Annotated in this window: 20 protein-coding genes; 8 read left to right on the top strand and 12 right to left on the bottom strand. The window is 65.0% G+C overall.

All coding sequences use genetic code 11. From position 1 onward, the window contains the following. Positions 1-23: 23 nt before the first annotated feature. Positions 24-740 (bottom strand): protein TolQ, encoded by a 717-nt coding sequence (tolQ, locus tag KIO74_RS17570; protein WP_213333071.1) that lies wholly within the window; start codon positions 738-740, stop codon positions 24-26. Between the two features lie 314 nt (positions 741-1,054). Next, entirely contained in the window at positions 1,055-1,513 is a 459-nt protein-coding gene (gene ybgC, locus KIO74_RS17565; RefSeq protein ID WP_213333070.1) for a tol-pal system-associated acyl-CoA thioesterase, read from the bottom strand. A gap of 160 nt (positions 1,514-1,673) precedes the next feature. Here ybgC and KIO74_RS17560 point away from each other — a divergent pair, with 160 nt between their 5' ends. Beyond that, entirely contained in the window at positions 1,674-2,111 is a 438-nt protein-coding gene (locus KIO74_RS17560; RefSeq protein ID WP_213333069.1) for an EamA family transporter, read from the top strand. Between the two features lie 158 nt (positions 2,112-2,269). Here KIO74_RS17560 and KIO74_RS17555 read toward each other — a convergent pair whose 3' ends face one another. From KIO74_RS17555 to KIO74_RS17530, 6 genes are all read right to left on the bottom strand, one after another. After that, entirely contained in the window at positions 2,270-2,680 is a 411-nt protein-coding gene (locus tag KIO74_RS17555) for a DUF2852 domain-containing protein (protein ID WP_213333068.1), read from the bottom strand. A gap of 360 nt (positions 2,681-3,040) precedes the next feature. After that, the gene (locus KIO74_RS17550) at positions 3,041-3,673 is read right to left on the bottom strand and encodes a TetR/AcrR family transcriptional regulator (RefSeq protein ID WP_213333067.1); all 633 of its coding nucleotides are present in this window, start codon (positions 3,671-3,673) and stop codon (positions 3,041-3,043) included. 42 nt (positions 3,674-3,715) lie between these two features. Beyond that, positions 3,716-4,753 (bottom strand): Holliday junction branch migration DNA helicase RuvB, encoded by a 1,038-nt coding sequence (ruvB, locus tag KIO74_RS17545; protein ID WP_213333066.1) that lies wholly within the window; start codon positions 4,751-4,753, stop codon positions 3,716-3,718. After that, a complete protein-coding gene (ruvA, locus tag KIO74_RS17540; protein ID WP_213333065.1) occupies positions 4,750-5,367 on the bottom strand; it encodes a Holliday junction branch migration protein RuvA in 618 nt (205 codons plus the stop codon). Before ruvA ends, ruvB begins: the two co-directional genes overlap by 4 nt. Further along, positions 5,364-5,885, bottom strand: a complete 522-nt coding sequence (gene ruvC / locus KIO74_RS17535; protein ID WP_213333064.1) for a crossover junction endodeoxyribonuclease RuvC — start codon at positions 5,883-5,885, stop codon at positions 5,364-5,366. The genes ruvA and ruvC overlap by 4 nt, the downstream gene beginning before the upstream one ends. A 55-nt stretch (positions 5,886-5,940) precedes the next feature. Beyond that, a complete protein-coding gene (locus KIO74_RS17530) occupies positions 5,941-6,690 on the bottom strand; it encodes a YebC/PmpR family DNA-binding transcriptional regulator (protein WP_213333063.1) in 750 nt (249 codons plus the stop codon). A 244-nt stretch (positions 6,691-6,934) separates the two neighbouring features. On the opposite strand from KIO74_RS17530, the gene KIO74_RS17525 reads away from it, so the two are divergent. From KIO74_RS17525 to KIO74_RS17510, 4 genes are all read left to right on the top strand, one after another. Next, a complete protein-coding gene (locus tag KIO74_RS17525) occupies positions 6,935-8,455 on the top strand; it encodes an MFS transporter (protein WP_213333062.1) in 1,521 nt (506 codons plus the stop codon). Between the two features lie 259 nt (positions 8,456-8,714). Further along, positions 8,715-9,950, top strand: coding sequence for an efflux RND transporter periplasmic adaptor subunit (locus KIO74_RS17520; protein ID WP_213333061.1), 1,236 nt, complete (start codon positions 8,715-8,717; stop codon positions 9,948-9,950). Between the two features lie 13 nt (positions 9,951-9,963). Beyond that, positions 9,964-11,967 (top strand): MacB family efflux pump subunit, encoded by a 2,004-nt coding sequence (locus KIO74_RS17515; protein WP_213333060.1) that lies wholly within the window; start codon positions 9,964-9,966, stop codon positions 11,965-11,967. Further along, positions 11,964-13,367 carry an efflux transporter outer membrane subunit gene (locus KIO74_RS17510; RefSeq protein ID WP_213333059.1) on the top strand — a complete coding sequence of 468 codons (1,404 nt, stop codon included), beginning with the start codon at positions 11,964-11,966 and terminating at the stop codon, positions 13,365-13,367. Before KIO74_RS17515 ends, KIO74_RS17510 begins: the two co-directional genes overlap by 4 nt. A gap of 108 nt (positions 13,368-13,475) precedes the next feature. Here the strand turns inward: KIO74_RS17510 and KIO74_RS17505 are convergent, their stop codons facing one another. Beyond that, positions 13,476-14,417 carry a cell wall hydrolase gene (locus tag KIO74_RS17505; protein ID WP_213333058.1) on the bottom strand — a complete coding sequence of 314 codons (942 nt, stop codon included), beginning with the start codon at positions 14,415-14,417 and terminating at the stop codon, positions 13,476-13,478. Between the two features lie 344 nt (positions 14,418-14,761). Between KIO74_RS17505 and KIO74_RS17500 the strand changes: the two genes are divergently transcribed. After that, a complete protein-coding gene (locus tag KIO74_RS17500; RefSeq protein WP_502762080.1) occupies positions 14,762-16,360 on the top strand; it encodes a PAS domain-containing hybrid sensor histidine kinase/response regulator family protein in 1,599 nt (532 codons plus the stop codon). A gap of 28 nt (positions 16,361-16,388) precedes the next feature. On the opposite strand, the gene KIO74_RS17495 is transcribed toward KIO74_RS17500, so the two are convergent. Next, a complete protein-coding gene (locus tag KIO74_RS17495; protein ID WP_283772130.1) occupies positions 16,389-17,129 on the bottom strand; it encodes a response regulator in 741 nt (246 codons plus the stop codon). Positions 17,130-17,263: 134 nt separating this feature from the next. Here KIO74_RS17495 and KIO74_RS17490 point away from each other — a divergent pair, with 134 nt between their 5' ends. After that, positions 17,264-18,034 carry a helix-turn-helix domain-containing protein gene (locus tag KIO74_RS17490; RefSeq protein ID WP_213333056.1) on the top strand — a complete coding sequence of 257 codons (771 nt, stop codon included), beginning with the start codon at positions 17,264-17,266 and terminating at the stop codon, positions 18,032-18,034. A gap of 253 nt (positions 18,035-18,287) precedes the next feature. Here KIO74_RS17490 and KIO74_RS17485 read toward each other — a convergent pair whose 3' ends face one another. After that, positions 18,288-19,361, bottom strand: coding sequence for an NAD(P)-dependent alcohol dehydrogenase (locus tag KIO74_RS17485; protein ID WP_213333055.1), 1,074 nt, complete (start codon positions 19,359-19,361; stop codon positions 18,288-18,290). A gap of 174 nt (positions 19,362-19,535) precedes the next feature. On the opposite strand from KIO74_RS17485, the gene KIO74_RS17480 reads away from it, so the two are divergent. Further along, entirely contained in the window at positions 19,536-20,282 is a 747-nt protein-coding gene (locus KIO74_RS17480; RefSeq protein ID WP_213333054.1) for a CBS domain-containing protein, read from the top strand. A gap of 345 nt (positions 20,283-20,627) precedes the next feature. Here KIO74_RS17480 and KIO74_RS17475 read toward each other — a convergent pair whose 3' ends face one another. After that, positions 20,628-22,121 carry a carboxypeptidase M32 gene (locus KIO74_RS17475; protein WP_213333053.1) on the bottom strand — a complete coding sequence of 498 codons (1,494 nt, stop codon included), beginning with the start codon at positions 22,119-22,121 and terminating at the stop codon, positions 20,628-20,630. Between the last annotated feature and the right edge of the window lie 36 nt (positions 22,122-22,157).

The raw sequence follows: 22,157 nt of genomic DNA, 5'->3' as shown, positions 1-22,157 counted from the left end.
CTGTCGGCTCCTCGTGTCCGCCGTCAGGCGGCTGCCCGCTCGTCGATCTGCCGCGACAGAATGGCGGAGAACTCGTCCGCGAAAGTCTCCATACGCCCCTGCGCCTTGGCGGCCTCCGCCTGCAGCTTGTTGTAGGCGATGACAGCGGGAATGGCGGCGAACAGGCCGATGGCGGTCGCGAACAAGGCCTCCGCGATGCCTGGCGCGACGACGGCAAGACTGGTGTTCTTGGATGCGGCGATCGACTGGAAGGCGGTCATGATGCCCCAGACCGTGCCGAACAGGCCGATGAAGGGTGCTGACGACCCTACGGTGGCGAGAACCAGCAGGCGTGATTCGAGCCGCGCGGTCTCGCGCTGAATGGCGACGTCGAGCACCTTGTCGATCCGTTGCGAGAGGCTCGCCATCGAGCGGCCGCCCCCCTCGAACGAGCGCTTCCATTCGCGCATCGCGGCGGTGAACAAGGTCGCCAGCCCCTGGGTCGGGCGGTTGTGCAGGGAGCGGTAGAGCTCCTCCAGCGACTGGCCCGACCAGAACACTTCCTCGAAGCGGTCCATCGCTCGTTTGGTGCGCGCAAAGAGGAGCGATTTATCGATGACGATGGCCCAGCACCACACTGAAGCGGCAATGAGCCCCAGCATCACCAGTTTGACAACGATGTGCGCCTGCCAGAACAACTCCAGCAGCGAGCCACCACCCGCATGGGGCAGAGCCGCCTGGGTAACCTCGGCCGGATTCATCGACTACTCCTTCAATGCGCGGGCCCACCCTCTTCGCTCGTGTCAAGTCACCACGGTCGAACGGCTGTGAAAAAATGGGATGATCCGCGTATCCCCTCACTCGCCTCGGAATCTGTCGAAATGAGGGCGCTACAAAGGGACTGCCAAGGCATTCCCCCTGCCGCGCACTCCCGATGAGTTAAGCATGAGATAAGGTTAATTTGCGGTTAGCGGCGTCTCGACGCAAAAGTTCTAGTCAACGAGTTGGCTGCGTGATCACAGGCAGCGTCGCCGATGTCGTCAACTTCACTCGCCCCGGCAATCGGCGCCTGGCGTTAAACTTTTGCGTCGCCGCTCAGGATGCGGCGCAGTGGCTCGGGAATGCGTGCGGGCGCTCCACCGCGGATCAACGCCACGCGGACGTCAGCCGTCACGATCACGTCATCCCCCCTCTTGATGGATTGGGCAATGACAAGCGACGCGCCGCGCACCTCCGCCATGCGCGTTTCCACTTCGACGACGTCATCCATGCGCGCCGGCCGGATGAAGTCGATCGTCATGCGCCGCACCGCGAAAGCAAGGCCCTGCCCCTCGTCATGAAGGACAGACTGGTCGACGCCCGCCAGCCGCAGGAAATCCGTGCGGCCCCTCTCCAGGAAGCGCAAGTATCCGGCATGATAGACGATGCCCGAGAAATCCGTATCCTCGTAGTAGATGCGCACGGGCAGGCGGTGAACACCCTCGATCAACTGGCCGGCGAGATAGGAAAAGTCGGTGCGGTGCGTTTCACTCATCGGATATCCAAAACCTGATCTGGCACTTCGGCATCGCGGCCACGCGTCCCGGCAATGCGGGCGTGCTCGGCGGCTCGTCCGCCGCTGGCCGGGTACAGGTGATACGAATTTCGCTGAGATCACACCAGAGGCGCCGCGAGCCCATGGGACCCTGCAACTCATGAAACCCTTTCTCCTGACCTGGCAATTCTGGGCGCTGATGTCAGCCGCCTTCGCTGCCTTGACCGCCATTCTCGCCAAGATCGGTGTGAGTGAGGTGAATTCGGACTATGCGACCTTCATCCGCACCATCGTCATCCTCATCACGGTGGCCGCCTTGCTGGGCGCGACCGGCCAATGGCAGCAGCCGGGCTCGGTTCCTGGCCGAACTTACGTCTTCCTGGCTTTATCAGGCCTTGCGACGGGCGCGTCCTGGCTGTGCTATTTCCGCGCGCTGAAGCTCGGCGATGCAGCGCGCGTCGCCCCCCTCGACAAGATGAGCGTGGTCCTCGTCGCCGTCTTCGGCGTCCTCTTCCTCGGCGAAAAATTGTCCGGCACCAACTGGCTCGGCGTCGTCATGATTGCGGCCGGCGCGGTCCTCATCGCCTATCGTGCGTGAAGGGATAGCGAGTGCCCGAAAAAAAACGCCGCGCTTTTGCGAGCGCGGCGTCGTCTTTGGCGGAACGGTCCGGATCAGCCATCCAGCTCGACCGGACCGGGGAGGTTACATTCAGACCTGATATGATCAGGGCTGGCTAGGATCAGGCTTGGTTACGATCAGGCCTGCGCTTCCGGCTGCGAAGGCGGCGTCTGCGGGCGGTTGCGCCGGTCCGCCATGAACTGGTCGAACTCGGCCTTGTCCTTGGCCAGCCTCAGACGCTCGAGGAAGTCGCGGAACTCGCGCTGCTCGTCTTCCAGCCGGCGCAAGGTCTCCTCGCGATACTCGTCGAAAGCGCGGTTGCCGCTTGACGGTGGGCCACCCCACCGGCCGCCCCAACGCTGACCGTCGTCCCGGCGAAATGCCCAAGGGCCGAAACCGCCGCGCTTCATACCGCATCCCATACGTCCGCTCCATACTGAGAAGGCGAGGACCGCCAGGCCCAGGGGCCACCAGGCAATGAAGCCCAGCACCATGAGGGCGATCCAGGCCGGTTTGCCAAATTCGTCCAGCTTTGCTGCGAGCTGCATGACCGTCCGTCCTCTGTGAATGTTAATCACATTTACATAGTTAGAGATGGGAGGCTTTCCTGTCAATAACGGGTCGTGAAAAATGATGAGTCGAAGCTCTTCCAGGGGGCGCCTCCACCGCCCGAAGCCTCACGCAGGCCTCACGCCAAGCGGCACGACGGGCCGGTCCCTCCCTCCGGGAGGGTGGCCTCGCCGAGCGAGGTCGGGTGGGGTCACACGGCTCGAGCCGCTGCCCCCACGCCAGCCGATCGCCTGCGGGGCAGCGTCGGGTGGATCCCAGACGGCCCTCTGGGTGAAAATGGTAGGGTTCAAAATGTCCGACACGGTGTCGGGATCATGCTCGAAACATGGCGACCGGCGCTACTCGGGCGCCCCGCCCAATCCCTTGAGATAGATCAGGAACCCTGCCTCGAGGAGGTCTTCGGGCGCCATCGGCACCTTGCGTCGCGCGGCGTCCGCGCGGCCGAACAGGCTGGCGACCCCATGTGCCATGGACCAGATGTGGAGGGCCACCATGAGCGCGGGCGGACGACCGGGTGCCGGCATGGTCGCCACCAGGGCCTCGGCGCCGCTCCGCAGCACACCGAAAGCGCGCTCGGCCGCCTGTTGAAGTTCAGCGCTGGCATCGGCCGGCAGGCCCGATTCGAACATCGCCACATAAAGCGCCGGATTGTCGCGGGCAAAGGCGAGGTAAGCCTTGCCCATGCGCTCGAAAGCCTGCGCCGGGTGTGGTTGCCCCTGGTTCCAGGCGGTCTGCAGCGCTTCCGCGAACTGTGCAAAGCCTGAGGCGGCCACAGCCGCCAGAAGTTCATCGCGGTCGCGAAAGTGACGATAGGGCGCGGCTGGGCTCACACCCGCGCGCCGCGCGGCCTCGGCGAAGGTCGCGCCCGCCGTGCCTTTCTCGTTGATCAGGTCGAGCGCCGCCTGCATCAGGGCTTCCCTCAGGTTGCCATGATGATAGCCGCGCGGACCATCCTTTTTCGACCAGCTCATGTGACGAGGCTTTACATGACGGAAGCGCGGCCGTCGACAGGCTCAATCGCCTTCATCGAAGAGCGGCATCTGCGGCCCCTCACGGGTCGGCTCGGCGAGGCCGAGGTGGCGGAAAGCGTGCGGGGTCAACATGCGTCCGCGCGGCGTGCGCTGGACAAAGCCCTTCTGGATCAGGAAGGGCTCGATGATCTCCTCGATGGCGTCCCGCGGCTCCGAGAGCGCCGCCGCGATCGTCTCTATCCCGACCGGCCCTCCCCCGAAGGATGTGGCGATCATCGTCAGATAGCGCCGGTCCATGAGGTCAAGGCCCACCCCATCGACGTCGAGCAGGCCCAGCGCCTTGTCGGCGACACTCCGGGTGACCGTGGCATTGCCGTCGACGATAGCGAAATCACGCACGCGGCGCAGGAGACGCCCCGCGATGCGCGGCGTGCCGCGCGCCCTCCGGGCGATCTCGTTGGCGCCGTCGTCGCTCATGCCGATGCCGAGCACGCGCGCGCCGCGCGAGACGATGAGCTCCAGCTCCTCCACCGTATAGAACTGCAGGCGGATGGGGATGCCGAAGCGGTCGCGCAACGGCGTCGTCAGGAGGCCCTGCCGGGTCGTCGCGCCGACGAGGGTGAATTTCGGCAAGTCGATCTTGACCGAGCGCGCCGCCGGCCCCTCGCCGATGATGAGATCGAGCTGGTAGTCCTCCATCGCCGGATAGAGGATTTCCTCCACCGCCGGATTGAGACGGTGGATCTCGTCGATGAAAAGCACGTCGCGCTCTTCCAGATTGGTGAGCTGCGCGGCGAGATCGCCGGCCTTGGCGATCACCGGTCCCGAGGTCGAACGGAAATTGACGCCGAGCTCCCGCGCGACGATCTGCGCCAGCGTCGTCTTGCCGAGGCCGGGCGGTCCCACGAACAGCACATGGTCGAGCGCGTCGCCCCGTGTCTTGGCCGCTTCGATGAAGACACCAAGATTGGCCCGCGCCGCCGCCTGGCCGATGAATTCGCCCAGCGCCAGCGGGCGCAGCGACATCTCCTGATCGTCGTCGCGCTTCTCGGCGGTCACGAGGCGGGAAGGAGTATTCATCGCGCCAGTTCCTTAAGGCCGAGCCGGATCAGGGTCGCGGTCGGCGCGTCCTCCCCGCTTTGCCGCATGGCGGCGGCGATGGCAGCGGCCGCCTGCGGCTGGCCATAGCCCAGATTGACCAGCGCCGAGATGGCATCCGCTGCCGGTTGCGGCGCGCGTCGATCCTCGACGGCGCCGGCAAGGCTTGCGACGATCGGATCGACGACGCCGAACGCCGGCGCCTTGTCCTTCAGCTCCGCGACGAGGCGGGCGGCGAGCTTCGGGCCGACGCCTGGCGCCCGCGCCACCGCCGCCTTGTCCGCCATGGCGATGGCCGTGGCGAGCGCTCCGGGATCGAGGACGGACAGAATGGCGAGCGCCACCTTGGCGCCGACGCCCTGAACGGTCTGCAGAATGCGAAACCACTCACGCTCGGCGTCCGAGCGGAAACCGTAAAGCCGTATCATATCCTCGCGGACATGGGTTTCGATGGCGAGTGTCGCGGCCTCTCCCGCCTGCGGCAGATTTTGAAGGGTGCGCGTCGAGCAATGCACGACATAGCCCACACCCCCCACATCGAGGATCACGAAATCCTCGCCGTAGGAATCGACCAGACCCTTCAGTTTGCCGATCACGATGCGCTCTCCAGAACCCGCCGCGCCAGAGCACGCGCCTGCCTGTGCTGTGCATGGGTGATAGCGACCGCGAGGGCATCGGCGGCGTCAGCCGTCTTGGGCGTCGCCTTCGGCAGGAGCACCCTGACCATGGCCCCGACCTGCGCCTTCTCGGCATGGCCAACGCCGACAACCGTCTTCTTCACGAGATTACTCGCGTATTCGGCAACGGAAAGATTGGCGAGCGCCGGCACCAGAAGAGCGATCGCCCGGGCATGCCCGAGCTTCAGCGTCGCTTGCGCGTCCTTGTTGACGAAGGTCTCCTCGACGGCGACCTCATGCGGCATGTGCCGTTCCAGCACCTCGGTCAGGCCGACATGCAGCTCGCGCAGCCGCTCGGCCAGGCTCAGCTTGCCATTGGACTCCACACAGCCGCAGGCGATGAAGGACAAACGCGAGCCCTCCGCCGCCACGACGCCCCAGCCGGTGCGACGCAGGCCGGGGTCGACACCGAGAATGCGAATCGGATGCATGACCATGCCTGCAGCCTAGCGGAAACAAAGCGAGAACACACCAGTCCGTAGGCCGGAATGCTCACGAATCCGCAAGCTTGGCGAGGAAAGCGTCCGAGAATTCGAAATTACCGTAAACGTTCTGGACGTCGTCGTGATCCTCGAGCGTCTCCATCAGGCGCATGAGCTTCTCGGCGGTCTCGTCGTCGACGGCCACGGGGGTCTGCGGCTTCCAGATCAGCCTGGACTTGCGCGGCTCGCCGAAATGGCCTTCGAGTACCTTGGAGACTTCGGCCAGCGCGCTCTGCTCGCAATAGACCTCATGGCCATCCTCGCTGGACGCCACGTCGTCGGCGCCGGCATCGACGGCCGCCTCGAGCATGGCATCGGCGGAGGCGACGCCCGCGTCGAACTCGATGAGCCCCACGCGATCGAACATGAAGGCCACCGCGCCAGTTTCGGCGAGGTTGCCGCCGGCCTTGCCGAAATAAGAGCGCACATCGGACGCCGTGCGATTGCGGTTGTCGGTCATCGCCTCGACGATCAGCGCCGCGCCGCCGGGGCCGTAGCCCTCATAGCGGATTTCCTCGTAGTTCTCGCCATCGCCGCCAGACGCCTTCTTGATGGCGCGCTCGATGTTGTCCTTCGGCATGTTCTCGGCGCGGGCGGCCAGTATGGCGGCACGCAGGCGCGGGTTCATGTTGGGATCGGGCATACCGAGCTTGGCCGACACGGTGATTTCGCGGGCGAGCTTGGAGAAGAGCTTGGACCGGACGGCATCCTGTTTGCCCTTCCGGTGCATGATGTTCTTAAACTGTGAATGTCCGGCCATGGTCTGCTCCGGCTGGCGGATCGGCTCACAGCGCAATGGCCACAAACGGCGATCCAGAATGAATGAAGGAAATGTGGCGCCTTATAGGCTGCAGAATTCGGAAAATAAAGGCGGAGGCCGCGCATTCATGAAAAGGAAAGAAGCCATGCGCAATGAGCGCTTGTCGCAGATTGCGCAAAACGATAGAGCCGCATTGGAGTTTTAGTGGCTTTGTGAGACTGCGGTCGCACCCCATGGACTAGGAATGACGCTTTCCAGCGACAAGGCGGCCAAGGACGATCAACGTTCCAGGGACCGCCGGGATGCCAAGGGGCCGCAAGCGGGAACTTCCTCCGGGACCTCTGCGGACATGAATGCGCGGGGCGAGGCCTTGCCAGCCGGGAACGACGTCGCGCCGCCCGCGGATCCGCCGAAGCCCACGATGAGCGAGGAAGGCCTGCCTCGCGCCGCCCGCAACCTCGCCTCCATTGCCATCGCCGCGGCGGTAAGCCTTTCCGTGATCGACGGCACCGCCGTCAATATCGCCCTGCCCCACATGGCGCGCGATCTCAATGTGCCCGCCGCGCAGGCCATCTGGCTCGTCAACATCTACCAGCTCGCGGTGACGATTGCCCTGCTGCCCCTGTCCGCCCTGGGTGACAGCCATGGCTACAAGCGAGTCTACTGCACCGGCCTCGCGGTCTTCACGCTCGCTTCGGTGCTTTGCGCCGTGGCGCCGTCCTTCGAGGTTCTCCTCGCGGGCCGCGCCATCCAGGGCCTGGGGGCGGCCGGCGTCATGAGCGTGAACTTCGCGCTGGTACGCTTCATCTATCCGCCGCATATGCTCGGCGTCGGCGCAGGGCGTATGGCTGTGATCGTCGCGCTGTCCATCGCCTCGGGGCCGACCATCGGCGCCTCGATCCTTTCCGTCGCGTCGTGGCACTGGCTGTTCCTCGTCAACGTTCCGATCGGCCTTTTCGCGCTTGTCGCGTCGCTGCGCTACCTGCCGCTCACTCCGCGTTCAGGACGCCCCTTCGATGCCATCAGCACTGTGCTCTATGCCGTGGTGATCGGCCTGTTGATCAGGGGGGTCAGTACGATTGGCGGTGCCGCGGATCGAACCCTGCCGATAATGGAGCTCGTCGTATCCGCCATCGTCGGCGTGTTCTTCGTACGCAGGCAGCTCAAACTGCCGGTGCCCCTCCTGCCGATCGACCTCTTGAAACGACCGATATTCAGCCTGTCGATCCTGACGTCCATCTCGTCCTTCGCCACCCAGGCCATGACGTTCCTGGCGCTCGCCTTCTACCTGCAGGACATCCTCGGCTGGCCGGTGATCCAGGCGGGCTTCGTGATGACGGCCTGGCCTGTCGCGGTCGCCTGCACGGCGCCCCTCGCCGGCCGTCTGGCCGACCGTTACCCCGCGCCCTATGTCTCTTCGGCTGGCCTCGTGCTGATGACGCTCGGGATCGCCCTGCTCGCCATGCTGCCCGCCACGGCCACAACGATGGATATTCTCTGGCGGCTCGCCTTCGCGGGTGTGGGCTTTGGCTTGTTTCAGACGCCGAACAACATCACCATGCTCATGGGCGTTCCACGGTCCCGCAGCGGCAGTGCCAGTGGCATGCAGTCATCAGCGCGCCTCGTCGGCCAGACCTTTGGCGTTGCCGCAGCCGGCACCGTTTTCGGGTTGCTCGGCCACAACGCCCCCAACGCCATGCTCATCATCGCGGCCTGCACCTCTGGTCTAGCGGCGATACTGGGTGCCGTTCGCGCCAGAGCCTGACCCCCACGACGCTCCAGCGATCGTGATGTCGCGCTACAACAGCTTGCCACACTTGCCTGCAACAGTCGCGCGGCGGCCAAGGTTTACAAAAATTTAATGCGATTTCGGCGGCGTGGACGCGGCTGCCGCTATTGATCTGCCCACGGATATCACCGATCAGAGAAACATACGCGACTTATATCAGGCTTGAGGCAGCGAACGCTTTGATTGAGCTTCGGGATGTTCCGGCAGAAGTGATCGACGGCGGAGCCGAACCCTGATGACCGACAGCACCAATCCCTCGGCGGGCAACAAGGCGCAGCCTGTGCCGGCGAAGCGCCGCGGACGCTCGCGCTGGCGCCTCACGCTCCTCGCGATCGTGATACTCGCGGCCGGAGCCGGGGCGATGGGTTACATGCGTGCCGCGTCGGAGACAGAGGCGCGCGCGGAACCCGTGACTGCTGTCGCGACACGCGGCGATATCGAGGACGCCGTCTCCGCGCTCGGCAACATTCAACCACGCGACTATGTGGATGTGGGCGCCCAGGTATCAGGCCAGCTCAAGCAGATCCACGTCGTCGTGGGCGACGAAGTGCCCAACAATTTCCTGCTGGCCGAGATCGATCCCGTCGTGCTTGTCGCGCGGGTCGAGGGCGGGCGGGCGCAGCTTGCGAGCCTGAAGGCGCAGCTCGTCGATCGACAGGCGCAGGCGACCCTCGCCCGCCAGGTGTTTGAGCGCCAGGGCAGGCTTCGCCGTGACAAGGCGACGAGCGAGGAGGCTTACGAGAGCGCCGATGCCGCCGCGCGCTCTGCTGAGGCGCAGATCGACATGCTGAAAGCCCAGATCAGCCAGGTTGAATCGACGATCCGCGGCGACGAGGCGACGCTCGGCTACACCAAGATCTTCGCGCCCATGGCCGGAACGGTGGTGTCGCTGACCGCGCGCAAGGGGCAGACGCTGAACACCAACCAGCAGGCCCCGATCATCCTGCGCATCGCCGACCTGTCGACCATGACCATCTGGACCCAGGTGTCGGAAGCGGACGTGTCGCGGCTCAAGCTCGGCATGAAGGCTTATTTCAACACGCTCGGCATGCCGCAACGGCGCTGGACCGGCACGCTGCGGCAGATCATGCCGACCCCCGAGATCGTCAATAACGTCGTGCTCTATACGGCCCTGTTCGACGTCGCCAATCCCAAGCAGGAATTGATGACCCAGATGACGGCGCAGGTCTATTTCGTGGTGGCGGAAGCCAGCGATGTGATCACGGTACCGTTCTCCGCGGTGAAACGTGGCGGCCGCGAGCGGAAGGCGACCGTCGATGTGGTGCGCGACGACGGCTCGATCGAGACCCGGCCCGTGGACGTCGGCGTGACCAACCGCGTGCTGGCCGAAATCCGTTCCGGCATAGAGCCAGGGGAGCGCGTGGTGGTCGGCAACCGCACCGGAGACGCCCGCACCGCGCAGGGCAACCGCCCCGGCGGCCCTCCGGGCCTCCCCCGCATGCGCTTCTGACGCGGGGGCCGCCATGAACGTCGAGCTCGATACCCGCCAGTCTCTCGCGCAACCGAAGGTGCCGGTTCAGCCGCTGATCGAGCTCGAGGGCATCACCAAGGTCTATGTGACCGATGGCGGCATTCGCGCCGAGGCGCTGAAGGGCATCTCGCTCACGATCTATCCCGGCGAGTTCGTGGCGATCGTCGGCTCCTCCGGCTCCGGCAAATCGAGCCTGATGAACATTCTCGGCTGCCTCGACCGGCCGAGCGCGGGTCGCTACCGCTTCGCCGGGCGCGACGTGGACGATCTGTCACGCGACGAACTCGCGCAGCTTCGGCGACACGAATTCGGCTTCGTCTTCCAGAGCTACAACCTCATCGCGAATGCGACGGCGGTCGAGAATGTCGAGATCCCGGCCATCTATGCCGGCCGGCCAGCCAGCGAACGCCACGCGGTGGCGGAGAGCATCCTGACCGATCTGGGGCTCGGCGAGCGGCTGGAGCACTTGCCAAATCAGCTCTCCGGCGGTCAGCAACAGCGCGTCTCGATCGCCCGCGCCCTGATGAACGACGGCCGCGTCATTCTCGCCGACGAGCCGACCGGCGCCCTTGACAGCAAGAGCGGACAGCAGCTGCTTGACCTGATGAAGCGCCTTTCGGACGAAGGCCGCACGATCATCCTGATCACCCACGACCGCGATGTCGCCGCGCAGACCCGGCGCGTGGTCGAGATCCAGGATGGACGGATCGTGTCCGACACCGGCAACGATCTCACCCATCTCGACCGCACCGCATCACACGGACTGCCGGCCCATCCGGCGCCGGCAAGCCGTCATCCCGCCGGCCAAATGGCGGAAGCCGCCAAGATGGCGATGCGGGCATTGGGCACCAACCCGTTCCGTACCCTTCTCACGCTGCTCGGCATCATGATCGGCGTCGCCTCCGTCATCGCCATGCTGGCCGTCGGGGAAGGCGCCAAGCGCAACGTGCTCGACCGCGTGTCGGCCATGGGCAGCAATCTTCTTCTGGTCCGCCCGGGCGCACCCAACCAGCGCTTCTCGGCCGGCGGCTCGGTGACGAGCCTCGTGCCAGCGGATGCCGAGGCGATCGCGAAACAGGAGAATGTGATCGTCGCCGTGCCGGAGATCTCGTCATCGGTCACGGTGCGCGGCGGGCGCGTCGACTACAGCACCCTCGCCACCGGGACGACCTCCGGTTATCCCGTCGCCCAGCGCTGGGATATCGCGCATGGTACCTTCTTCACGCCCGAGGATGCGGAGAGCTATGCGGCGGTCGTCGTTCTCGGCACCACCGTCGCGAACATCCTGTTTCCCGACGGGGAGGAACCGCTGGGGCGATTCATCATCATCAATAATGTGCCCTTCCAGATCATCGGCGTGATGGCGCCCAAAGGCGCGAATTCCGGCGGGCGCGACATGGACGACGTGATGATCGTTCCGATCACCACCGGCAGCCTCCGGATTTTTGGCCGTCGCCATGTCCAGTCGATCACTGTCGCGGTGGCGGACACGAGCCGGATAGACCAAAGCGAGACCGACGTTCGGACCCTTCTTACCGACCGGCACGGAAAGGAGGATTTCCAGATCCGCAACATGGCTTCACTGATCGAAACAGTCTCGGCGACCGCCAACACCATGACCATATTGCTCGGTTCCATCGCAGCCATCTCCCTCCTCGTCGGCGGCATCGGCGTCATGAACGTCATGCTGATGAGCGTCACCGAACGCACGCGCGAGATCGGCATCCGCATGGCGACCGGCGCCGGGACACGTGACATATTGAGCCAGTTCATGACGGAGGCCTTCGTCATATCCGCCTGCGGCGGCATCGCGGGCATCGCGCTCGGCTTCTTCGCCGCCTGGGTCACGACATTGACCGGCATGACCGTGCAGCTCAGCGCCGGCCCGGTGCTCCTGGCTTTCGGCTGCGCCGTCAGCACGGGCTTCCTTTTTGGTCTCGCTCCTGCGATCAAGGCGTCCCGCCTTGATCCCGTCGTCGCGCTCGCCAACGAATGAAGCTCATCTCCATCATCGGCTATGGCTGCGGCGCGGCCTTGATGACCTCGATCGCGGGGTGTGTCGGCGCGCCTGGCGACAAGCCAGCGGTTGCCGAGCCGCGTGGCTGGAGCGCACCGGTCGCCAACAGCGCCCCGACCTGGCCCGCCCCGGGCTGGTGGAGCGGCTTCGGCAGCAGGGAACTCGACACGATCGTCGTGACCGCCCATGCCAACAACACCGATATCGCGATCGCGGCGGCGCGAATCCTGCAGGCCGAGGCGCGCACCCGTGTCGTCGGCGCCGCGCTGTTCCCGAGCATCGGTTTCGATGCGGACGCGGCCTTGCGCGGCAATGCCGGCAACAGCAACGTCACGCGGTCCTACGGGGCCGGCATCGGTGGCAGCTACGAGGTGGACCTGTGGGGCAGGCTTCGGGCCAACGAGGCTGCCGCCCAGGCCACGCTGCGGGCCAGCACGGCCGACCAGAACACGGTCGCGCTGAGCATCACCGCGGATGTCGTGAACAACTACCTGACCGTGCTGTCACTGCGAGACCGGCTGCGCATCGCCCGCTCCAATCTTGCCAATGCCCGCAGCGTGCTCGCCACCATCGAGGCCCGCGTCCGCGCCGGCGCGGGAACGGATCTCGACCTTGCCCAGCAGCGGGCGGTCATCGCCGGCCAGGAGGCAACGCTCCCCCAGCTCGAGAGGCAGGAATTCGAGGCCCGGTCGGCGCTGGCGGTGCTGCTTGATCAACCGCTCGACACATTCACCGTAGCCGGCAGTTCGCTCGCCGGCCTCCGCGCGCCGCAGGTCAAGCCCGGGTTGCCCTCCGGGCTCCTGACGCGCCGCCCTGACATCAAGGCGGCGGAAGAGCGCCTGGCGGCGGCCGGGGCCGATGTGCAGGCCGCGCGCGCCGCCTTTTTCCCGACTATCAACCTGACAGGCACCACCAATCTTGCGAGCACCGCGCTGACCTCCCTGTTCAGCGGCGGCGCCTTCGGCTACGGCCTCGCCGCCGGGCTGGCTCAGCCGATCTTCGAGGGCGGGCGGCTGATCGGCCAACGGGATGTGGCGCTCGCCACCCAGCAGGAACTCATCGCGAGCTACCGCGCGGTCCTCGCCGCATCCTTCGCCGATGTCAGCGTCGCGCTGAAGGCGGTCGAGACGCTCAATCGGCAGTCCGTTTTCGTGGCGGAACAGCAGCGGCAGGCGCAGATCGCCTTCCGCCTCGCCGATGCGCGCTACCGCGCCGGCGCGACGGATCTGATCACGCTGCTGGACGCGCAACGCACGCTCTTCCAGGCGGAAGACCAGATGGCGGGAATGAATCTTCAGCGCCTGCAGGCCAGCGTCGGGCTGTTTCGGGCTTTGGGCGGCGGCTGGCAAGCCGCTCCGGCCGCAACGGCGAGCCGGTAGAGACCACTCCGCCGATTACGTCGATTACGTGCGCATGCTGATTCGGCACAAAGCAAAAGAGCCACCCATGGGGTGGCTCTAAGCATTCATCCGCAAACGTGGGTATGATCAATAGATCGGGCCGAGACCCGCATTCACATGCGACGTCGCCTCGATGAGCTCCGTCAGATTCCGCGGCGCGCGCGCCGGCGGAGCTGCCACGACCGAACGGCTGGGCGGCAGCGGCATCATTGAGGCTACGACGACCGGCTTAGGCTGGTAGACGGGTTTTGCGGGCGTCGCCGTGCGGATGACCGGCGTCCTGACGGGCTCCGGCTCGACCGCCGCCTGCACGGCCACCGCGGCCGGCTGCGTCTGAGGCTGGACCTGCGCGACGACAGGTGCCGGCGCGGGTTCCTGCACCGGCGCATAGCTCGCGACGACCGTGCGCGCTTCGGTCACGCGCTCAGGCTGATCCGCCGAGGCAGTCACGAAGCTCGGCACAGCGCGTGGGGCGGGCCGGGCATCCGCGACCATGATGACCGGCGAGGCGGTCTCGATCGGCGCGACCGGGATCGTCGGCTTGCGGCCGCGCTTCTCGTAGAAGGCATTGCCACCGGCCACGACCGTGTAATGCATATTGTTGTAGGGGAATTTCAAGCCGGCCGTGTGGAAGTACATGACCTTCTTGTCGACACCCTTGTGGCGCCTGCCGGAAAGAACGGCATCCGCTACCTTGAGCGCGCGCTCCCTCGAGGCCCCTTCCTTCATCGGCTTGGACAAGACGCCTTGGGCGAATTGCCGGGGCGCGCCGACGACACCACAAACAGAATTCTGGAACTGCTGCGACTCGACGCGGTTCATCACCACGGAGCCCACGGCGAGCATGCCGTCTTCACTCGAGCGATTGGATTCGAAATACATGGCACGTGCGAGACATTCCCGGCTGGTGCCAGAATATGTACGCGCGTCGGAGACCGTTCCACGAGAAGCGCTGCAGGCACCGAGCGACAGTGACACAAGCAGCAAGGCCAAGCCCATCGAGATCTTCGCGAAGCTGCGTTCGTTCATGCCGCTATATCCAATGCCGGAGCTCCCTGACGCCACAGATGTCCGCACTATAACGGTGGCGCTCGGTTCGTCCATCAACCGCCGCGTGTTTTTTTGCGGCAACATGACGAGAAAACTTCCAAAAAGTTACCAAAACTTTAACGGATTCAAGGCTAACTGCGGCAGACTGCCGCAGGCTGGCTTGGAGGCTATTCAGAGATTTTCTGCGATAGACCTGTGTTGCGCGAAACTTCCCGGCACAAAAATCGCCATAGCGGGTTTGACATCGCGCAATGAATGGCGCGGGAAGAGCGCTAGATTTGCAGTCAATGAGACTATGTCGGGGATCCAGGGACGAAGCCGGCGTGACCCAGAGTGCCACCAGGAGAAGCGCGCCCCTTGAAGAGGCGCGCACTGACAAGCGCGATACGGAAAGCGTGCTGCGCGAGCGTGAGGCACGGCTGCGCTCTATCCTTGAGACGGCCCCTGAGGCACTCGTCACCATCGACGAGCGAGGCCACATCGAATCATTCAGCAAGTCCGCGGAAATCCTGTTCGGGTACGATGCCGACGAAGTCGTGGGCCGCAACGTCAGCATGCTCATGCCGGCGCCCCACCGCGCCGCCCACGATGGCTACCTCAGCCGATACCTCGCCACGGGCGAGAAACGCATCATAGGGATCGGTCGCACCGTCGAGGGATTACGCAAGGACGGCTCGACGTTTCCTATGGAACTGGCTGTGGGCGAAGCCATGGCCAACGGCCGGCGGCTGTTCACCGGCTTCATCCGCGACCTGACATCGCGGCATCGCATGGAGCAGGAACTTCGCCATGCCCAGAAGATGGAAGCCATAGGACAGCTCACCGGGGGCATCGCCCATGACTTCAACAATCTGCTGACGGTCATCCTCGGCAATCTCGAAATGCTGGAACAGCGGTTGCAGCCGGATCCGCTGAAGCACACCCTTGTTCGCGAAGCGCAGGAGGCCGCCCAGCTCGGCGCCCAGTTGACGGAACGCCTGCTCGCCTTCGGGCGCCGGCATCCCCTTGATCCCAAACTGGTCGACATCAGCAGGCTTGTCAGCGAATTCGCGGGACTGTTGCGGCGCACGCTGGGCGAGACCGTGCACGTGCGCATGGTCGTGGACGAGCATAACCTGCAGGCCGTGGTCGATGCGTCGCAGTTGCAGAACGCCCTGCTCAATCTGGGCATCAATGCGCGGGACGCCATGCCGGGCGGGGGGCGGCTGACGATCGAGGTCAGCCGCGCTGAACTCGACGCGAGCTATTGCGAAATATATCCGGACGTTTCCCCCGGCCATTACGTTCTGATCGCGGTCACCGACGGCGGCTCGGGCATGACCCCCGAAGTGCGCGACCGCGCTTTCGAACCGTTCTTCACGACCAAGGGGGTTGGCGCCGGCACGGGGCTCGGCCTCAGCCAGGTGTATGGCTTCGTCAAGCAATCCGGCGGACACGTCCAACTTTACAGCGAGCCCGGCCATGGCACGACGGTGCGGCTGTTCCTGCCAGTCGTGGTTCCCGAGCGTAACGCCGATGAGGTCACATCAGTCGATACCCCGGCCTCGTTGCCAAGGGCGAAGGGCGAGACGATCCTGGTCGTCGAGGATGACCCGCGCGTGCGCCGTGTCACCGTCAGCCGCCTGCGCGATCTCGGCTATGATGTCATGGAGGCCGAGAACGGCCCCTTGGCGCTCGAGATGTTCCAGCGCCACGAGGAAATCGCGCTCGTCTTCACGGACATGGTGATGCCAGGCGGCATGACTGGAGGCGATCTCGCGACGGCGGTGCAGACGCTGCGTCCCGCCATCAAGCTCCTGCTCACGTCCGGCTATGCCGAACCGGACCTCGTCATGCGGCATCCGGCATCGACGGCCCAATGGCTGATGAAGCCCTATACGACAACGGCCCTGGCCAAAAAGCTCCGCAGCGTCCTCGATTGAGCGCCAGACGACGTGGATGCCGGGACGATCAGCCCCGCGCGACGGCGCCTGTAAAGACGTAGCCGACGCCGCGCACGGACTTGATGAGCGAGGGGATCCGGGGATCGATGTCGAGCTTGCGGCGCAAACGCCCCACTTGCGCATCGATGGTGCGATCGAAAGCTTCCCAGTGACGCCCCCGGGTCAGATCCATCAGCCGGTCGCGGTCCAGCACGCGCCCAGCGTTGCTGACGAACACCGCGAGCAGATCGAACTCGCCGGTGGTCAACGCGACGTCGTCGCCAGTCGGCGTCGTCAGCTGGCGGCGATCGAGGTTGAGCAGCCATCCGTCGAAGCGCAGGGTCTGCTCCGCTGAGGGAGCGACCTGGCCGGGTGGCCGGGCGCTTGGTTGCAGCCGCCTGAGCACGCTTTTGACCCGCGCGTGAACCTCGCGCAGATGAAAAGGCTTCGCGATGTAGTCGTCGGCGCCGACTTCCAGGCCGACAACCCGGTCGACCATGTCGCTGCGCCCCGTCAGCATGATGATGCCGATATCCGGACGGGCGCGGATCTCCTTGGCGAGGGTGAAACCGTCGTCACCGGGCATCATCAGGTCGAGCAAGACAAGGTCGACGTGCTCGCGCTCAAGAACCGCGCGCATGGCGGGTCCGCCATCGGCCAAGGTGACTTTGAAACCTTCGCCCTCGAAATAGCGATGGAGCATATCCCGGATGCGAACCTCGTCATCCACCACAAGGATATGCGCTGATCCTTTGTCGTCGTCGCTCAAACCCGCCCCAAATCGCAGCTCAACCTTCACCGATTACAAACTGTTACACAATCGCACAGATTCTTGCGATAGTTCTGACACGCGCGTCACACGGTCGGGCTTTTCTCATTGTCGCACCTCGACAGGAGAGCGTTATGCAGACTCTGACCACCGCCTTGGCCGCTGCCCCCATCTTTCCCTTCCCCGCACGGCAGCCCGCTCTGGCGGCGCGCGAGGGACATGCAATGCAGGCCGGACCGGAGGAGCCAAGTCTCGGCTCACTTTTCCGGGACGCCGCGCTTGAGTCCTTCGATGCTGGCCAGACCGTTTTCTGGGAAGGTGATGACGCCGAGGATGTCTTCACCGTCGTGGAAGGCCTGCTGAGGCTCTACCGTTCTCTGCCCGACGGACGGCGAGCGATCACAGGCTTTGCCTGCGCGGGCGAGATCGTCGGTATAGCCTTCACGCGCCGCTATCCCTGCAGCGCCGAGGCTGTCGGCGAAATCAAACTCCGCCGTGTGTCGCGCCGCAGCCTCTACAATGCAGCCGACGTGATCCCAAGCCTTCGCCCGGAAGCCCTCGCCACCATCGCGAAGGAGTTGGCCCGCGCGCAGGACCAGATCGTGCTGCTCGGTCGCAAGACGGCGGATGAGCGCGTGGCGAGCTTCATTCTCGCCATGGCCGAGCGCATCGGTCAGTCGCCGCGGGAAATCGACCTGCCAATGAGCCGCCTCGATATGGCCGACTATCTCGGCCTGACCATCGAAACGGTGAGCCGCGTCCTGACGCGAATGCAGCGCGACGGGATGATCTCCTTTCGCGGCCGCTACCACCTGATCATCGAGCGCCCACGGGGCCTGCGCGAACTCAGCGGCGGGGCCGACGAGGAGCGGAATGACGACATCTCCTTTGCCTGCGCAGGCTAGGATCATCGATATTCACGCTGCCGACGTGCAATCGAATCAACCGAGGAAGGACGCGCGCGTTTCTCGCTCTCCCTGGCGGGTAGAGGAATGGGACGAGGGACTGATCGATTTCAATGCGTGCATCCCCCTCACCCGCGCCTGCAGCGCGACCTCTCCCTCACCAGGGAGAGGTGAGAGGCAGCGACCGGGAAACCGCTGACATTGACGCCGCCCGGATCCGGGCGGCGTTCTTATTTGCGGCGTCGGTCACGCGTCAGGGCGTGATCGCCACTTTCAGCACCCCGTCGCGCTGATGGGAGAACAGCTCGTAGGCCGTCTCGATGTCGTCGAGCTTGAACCGGTGTGTGACAAGCGCCGTCAGATCCGCGCGGCCCGACGCGATGACATCCATCAGACGACGCATGCGTTCCTTGCCGCCGGGGCACAGAGCCGTGACGATGCGGTTGTCGCCGAGCCCGGCGGAAAAGGCGTTGAGGGGAATGGTCAGGTCGCTGGAATACACACCGAGGCTCGACAGCGTTCCACCCGGCCGCAGCACGCGCAGCGCCGATTCGAAGGTGCCTTGCGTTCCCAGCGCCTCGATCGATACGTCGACGCCACGCCCATCCGTGAGGGCCATGATCTGCTCGACCGGATCGCCCTGCTTGAAGTCGACCACGTGATCGGCGCCGAGCGCCTTGGCGACAGCCAGACGCTCCGGCACCGTATCGACGCCGATGATCGTCGTGGCCCCCATCAGCTTGGCGCCGGCAACCGCACAAAGCCCGATCGGACCCAGTGCGAAAACGACGACGGTATCCCCGATACGCACGCCGCCGTTCTCGGCGCCGGAAAAGCCTGTCGACATGATGTCCGGGCACATTAGCACCTGCTCGTCAGTCAGATGATCGGGCACCGGGCTCAGGTTGACCATAGCGTCCGGCACCCGGACATACTCAGCCTGCGCGCCGTCGATCGTATTGCCGAATTTCCAGCCACCCGTGGCCTTGAAGCCGTGACGCGTGTCCGGGCCGTCCTGCGATGAGCAACCGCACAGACAGGCATAGCTGTGGCCGCTCGGGGTTATGGCACCGGCGATGACGCGTTGCCCCTCGCGATAACCCGTGACGGCCGAGCCGAGCTTCTCGATGATGCCGACGGGCTCATGGCCGATCGTCAACCCCTTGGCAACCGGATACTCGCCCTTGAGGATGTGGACGTCCGTCCCGCAGATGGTGGTCGTCGTGATGCGCAGAAGTGCATCGAGCGGGCCGATGTCGGGCACGGGCTTCTCATCGAGAACGATACGGCCGGGTTCGACGAAGATAGCGGCTTTCATTCTGGGCATGACGTCTTCTCCCTTTGGGCAGCTGGCGCAACGGGGCCTTGCCGCAACGTGCCGGATTATAAGGTATGCAGCATCAATTATTTGTCCTTGACGTCGATCAAGTGTCGTTTGATCGCTGTCAATGCGGCCAGGATCGCCCAGTCCGATGGTGAGCCGCGTCGAAAGGAGCAGGCCATGAAAGCCTCGGATGTCATGACGACCACGGTGATGAGCGTGCCGGCCAATGCGACGATCGCCGATACAGTCCAGTTGCTCATCGAGCATGGATACAGTGGTCTTCCCGTCGTCGAAGCGAGCGGGCAGCTCGTCGGCATCGTGACTGAAGGTGACCTCCTGCGGCGAGCCGAGCTCGGAACCGAGACCAAGCGGCCGCGGTGGCTCTCCTACATCCTGGGGCCCGGGCGCCTTGCCGAGGACTATGTGCAGGCCCACGCCCGTCGCGTCGAGGAGGTGATGACGCGCGAGGTTGCGACCGTCGCGCCCGACTCAAGCCTTGAGGACGTCGTGGCTCTGATGGAGAGCAAAAGCGTAAAGCGCATCCCGGTGGTGCGCGATGGACGGCTCATCGGCATCATCACCCGCGCGGACCTTCTCAAGGCGCTGAACGTGGCGCTGCTTCGCCGTCCGGAACCCGCCCGCGGGGACGCGGCGATTCAGGACGCGATCATGACCGAGGTCGCCAAGCAGCCCTGGGCGCCAGTCAATGGTGTCGATGTCTTCGTCCGTGACGGGGTCGTGCATCTCGTCGGCGTCATCGTCACCGACGAAGTGCGTTACGCCTTGAAAGTGCTGGCCGAGGGCATTCCCGGCACCAAGGCGGTGAAGGACCACCTGACCTATGTCGAACCTGTCTCCGGCATGTTCATCGAAGCCCCCGACGGCCCCGCGCCGGAAGAATTCACGGGGGGCGCGAAAGATTAGAGCATTTTCGAGCGAAGTTGAAACCGGTTCGCGTGAAGGAAATGCGAAAAAACAAAAACCTAGAGCATTGCCGGTGAACCGGAGTTAACTGGAAATGCTCCAGACGAACAGCATCTGGAGCAAGGCCTGGCTCGCATTCCTGAACGCTGCTTTCCCCTCATCCTGTCCTTCTCCCCGCCGGGGAGAAGGGACGCCAATGATCGTCTGTTTCACCGATACTGCACCGAAGCGTCCCGATACCGTCCTTCACCTCTCCCCAAAACCATCGCCATCGCCCAGAGGCGGATCACTGGCGCCCCCTCTCCCGAATGGAAGAGGGGCGGGGTGAGGGCAACGCACCCCCACCTAGACTTCCTCGATATAGCGCCGGCGCAGATGCGCCTTGAAAACGCTCGCGTCGAGCGGCCGGCCGGTTGCGTGGGTCAACAGATCGTTCGTCTCATAAAATGATCCATAGATATGGATATTCGAGCGGAGCCAGTTGACGAGCGGCGCGAAGTCGCCCCGGCCGATAGCCGGCAAAACATCTGGATTGGCCTTGCAGGCCGCGTCGAAAAGCTGGGCCGCCGTCATGGCGCCGAGCGTGTAGGTGGGAAAATAGCCCCAGCCGCCGCTCGGCCAGTGCACGTCCTGGAGGCAGCCGAGCCGGTCGTTCGGCGGCGTCACCCCGAGGAGGTCGCGCATGCCCGCGTTCCAGGCAAGCGGCAGTTCCGCGAGCGGCATCGCGTCGGCGACTAGCGCCTTCTCCAGGCGGTAGCGCAGGATAACATGGGCTGGATAGGTGATCTCGTCCGCGTCGACGCGGATGAAGCCGCGCTCCACATGCGTATAGCGGCGCCACAGGGCGTCGGCTTCCCAGGCAGGGCCGCTGCCCCCCATCGCCTTGCGCATCACCGGCGCGGCGAAGCGGAGAAACTCGCGGCTACGGCAGGCTTGCATCTCCATGAGCAGTGACTGGCTCTCGTGGATGCTCATGCCGCGCGCGACGCTGACGGGCTGGCCAAGTTCGGCCTGGGGGCGCCCCTGCTCGTAGAGGGCATGACCCGTCTCATGGATCACCCCCATCAGGGCGCTCGTGAAATCGTCCTCGTCGTAGCGCGTCGTGATGCGTACATCGTTGTCCGCCCCACCGCAGAATGGATGGGTCGAGACGTCGAGCCGCCCACGCTCGAAATCATAGCCGAGCACCTCCATCATCTGCATGCCGAGCGCGCGCTGCGCGGCAACCGGGAAGGGACCCGCCAGCGGCGGATCGGCAGGCCGGCGGGCCTGGACCTCCAGCACCTCTGCGGTGAGCCCCGGCAGGAAGTCAGCCAGATCATCGAACAATGCATCAATGGCCGTGGAATGCCCGCCGGGCTCATAGTCATTCAGCAGGGCGTCATAGGCGGAGAGGCCGAGCTTCGCGCCCTTGGCCTCGCCGATGGCACGCTGCAGGTTGAGGACTTCCGTCAACGTCGGCAGCAGCGCCTTGAAGTCGGAATCGGCGCGCGCCTGCCGCCAGGTCATCTCGCAGGCCGAGATCGCCTTGCTCGACGCCTCGACGAGATCCGGCGGCACCGCGGTCTCGACCGTCCAGACCCGGCGGATTTCGCGCAGATTGGCCTTTTCCCAGGCACCGAGGCCCGTATCCGCGGCGGCCGCCTCCAGCCAGTCACCGATACGCGGGTCGGTCATCATGCCATGGCGCAGGACATGCAGCAGCGCCATGCTTTCGGCGCGCGTCACGGCCGCGCCGCGCGGCATCATGGTGTCGTTGTCCCACTGCAGGATGCCGACCGCATTGGCCAGCGCCGCGACACGGCCGAAATGGGCGTAGAGCTCGGAATAGGCGGTCATCAGGCGGTCTCCCGAAACAGGCTTCCGCCGTGAATA

Origin of the sequence: Chelatococcus sp. HY11 (assembly GCF_018398335.1) — a bacterium.
In the GTDB taxonomy this organism is placed as follows: domain Bacteria; phylum Pseudomonadota; class Alphaproteobacteria; order Rhizobiales; family Beijerinckiaceae; genus Chelatococcus.
This window is presented reverse-complemented; position numbering and strand designations above follow the sequence as displayed.

Bases quoted from the DNA above. Each gene is read 5' to 3' on its own strand.
- tolQ (WP_213333071.1), bottom strand. From the start codon at position 740: ATGAATCCGGCCGAGGTTACCCAGGCGGCTCTGCCCCATGCGGGTGGT.
- ybgC (WP_213333070.1), bottom strand. From the start codon at position 1,513: ATGAGTGAAACGCACCGCACCGACTTTTCCTATCTCGCCGGCCAGTTG.
- KIO74_RS17560 (WP_213333069.1), top strand. From the start codon at position 1,674: ATGAAACCCTTTCTCCTGACCTGGCAATTCTGGGCGCTGATGTCAGCC.
- KIO74_RS17555 (WP_213333068.1), bottom strand. From the start codon at position 2,680: ATGCAGCTCGCAGCAAAGCTGGACGAATTTGGCAAACCGGCCTGGATC.
- KIO74_RS17550 (WP_213333067.1), bottom strand. From the start codon at position 3,673: ATGAGCTGGTCGAAAAAGGATGGTCCGCGCGGCTATCATCATGGCAAC.
- ruvB (WP_213333066.1), bottom strand. From the start codon at position 4,753: ATGAATACTCCTTCCCGCCTCGTGACCGCCGAGAAGCGCGACGACGAT.
- ruvC (WP_213333064.1), bottom strand. From the start codon at position 5,885: ATGGTCATGCATCCGATTCGCATTCTCGGTGTCGACCCCGGCCTGCGT.
- KIO74_RS17530 (WP_213333063.1), bottom strand. From the start codon at position 6,690: ATGGCCGGACATTCACAGTTTAAGAACATCATGCACCGGAAGGGCAAA.
- KIO74_RS17525 (WP_213333062.1), top strand. From the start codon at position 6,935: ATGACGCTTTCCAGCGACAAGGCGGCCAAGGACGATCAACGTTCCAGG.
- KIO74_RS17520 (WP_213333061.1), top strand. From the start codon at position 8,715: ATGACCGACAGCACCAATCCCTCGGCGGGCAACAAGGCGCAGCCTGTG.
- KIO74_RS17515 (WP_213333060.1), top strand. From the start codon at position 9,964: ATGAACGTCGAGCTCGATACCCGCCAGTCTCTCGCGCAACCGAAGGTG.
- KIO74_RS17510 (WP_213333059.1), top strand. From the start codon at position 11,964: ATGAAGCTCATCTCCATCATCGGCTATGGCTGCGGCGCGGCCTTGATG.
- KIO74_RS17505 (WP_213333058.1), bottom strand. From the start codon at position 14,417: ATGAACGAACGCAGCTTCGCGAAGATCTCGATGGGCTTGGCCTTGCTG.
- KIO74_RS17490 (WP_213333056.1), top strand. From the start codon at position 17,264: ATGCAGACTCTGACCACCGCCTTGGCCGCTGCCCCCATCTTTCCCTTC.
- KIO74_RS17485 (WP_213333055.1), bottom strand. From the start codon at position 19,361: ATGCCCAGAATGAAAGCCGCTATCTTCGTCGAACCCGGCCGTATCGTT.
- KIO74_RS17480 (WP_213333054.1), top strand. From the start codon at position 19,536: ATGAAAGCCTCGGATGTCATGACGACCACGGTGATGAGCGTGCCGGCC.
- KIO74_RS17475 (WP_213333053.1), bottom strand. From the start codon at position 22,121: ATGACCGCCTATTCCGAGCTCTACGCCCATTTCGGCCGTGTCGCGGCG.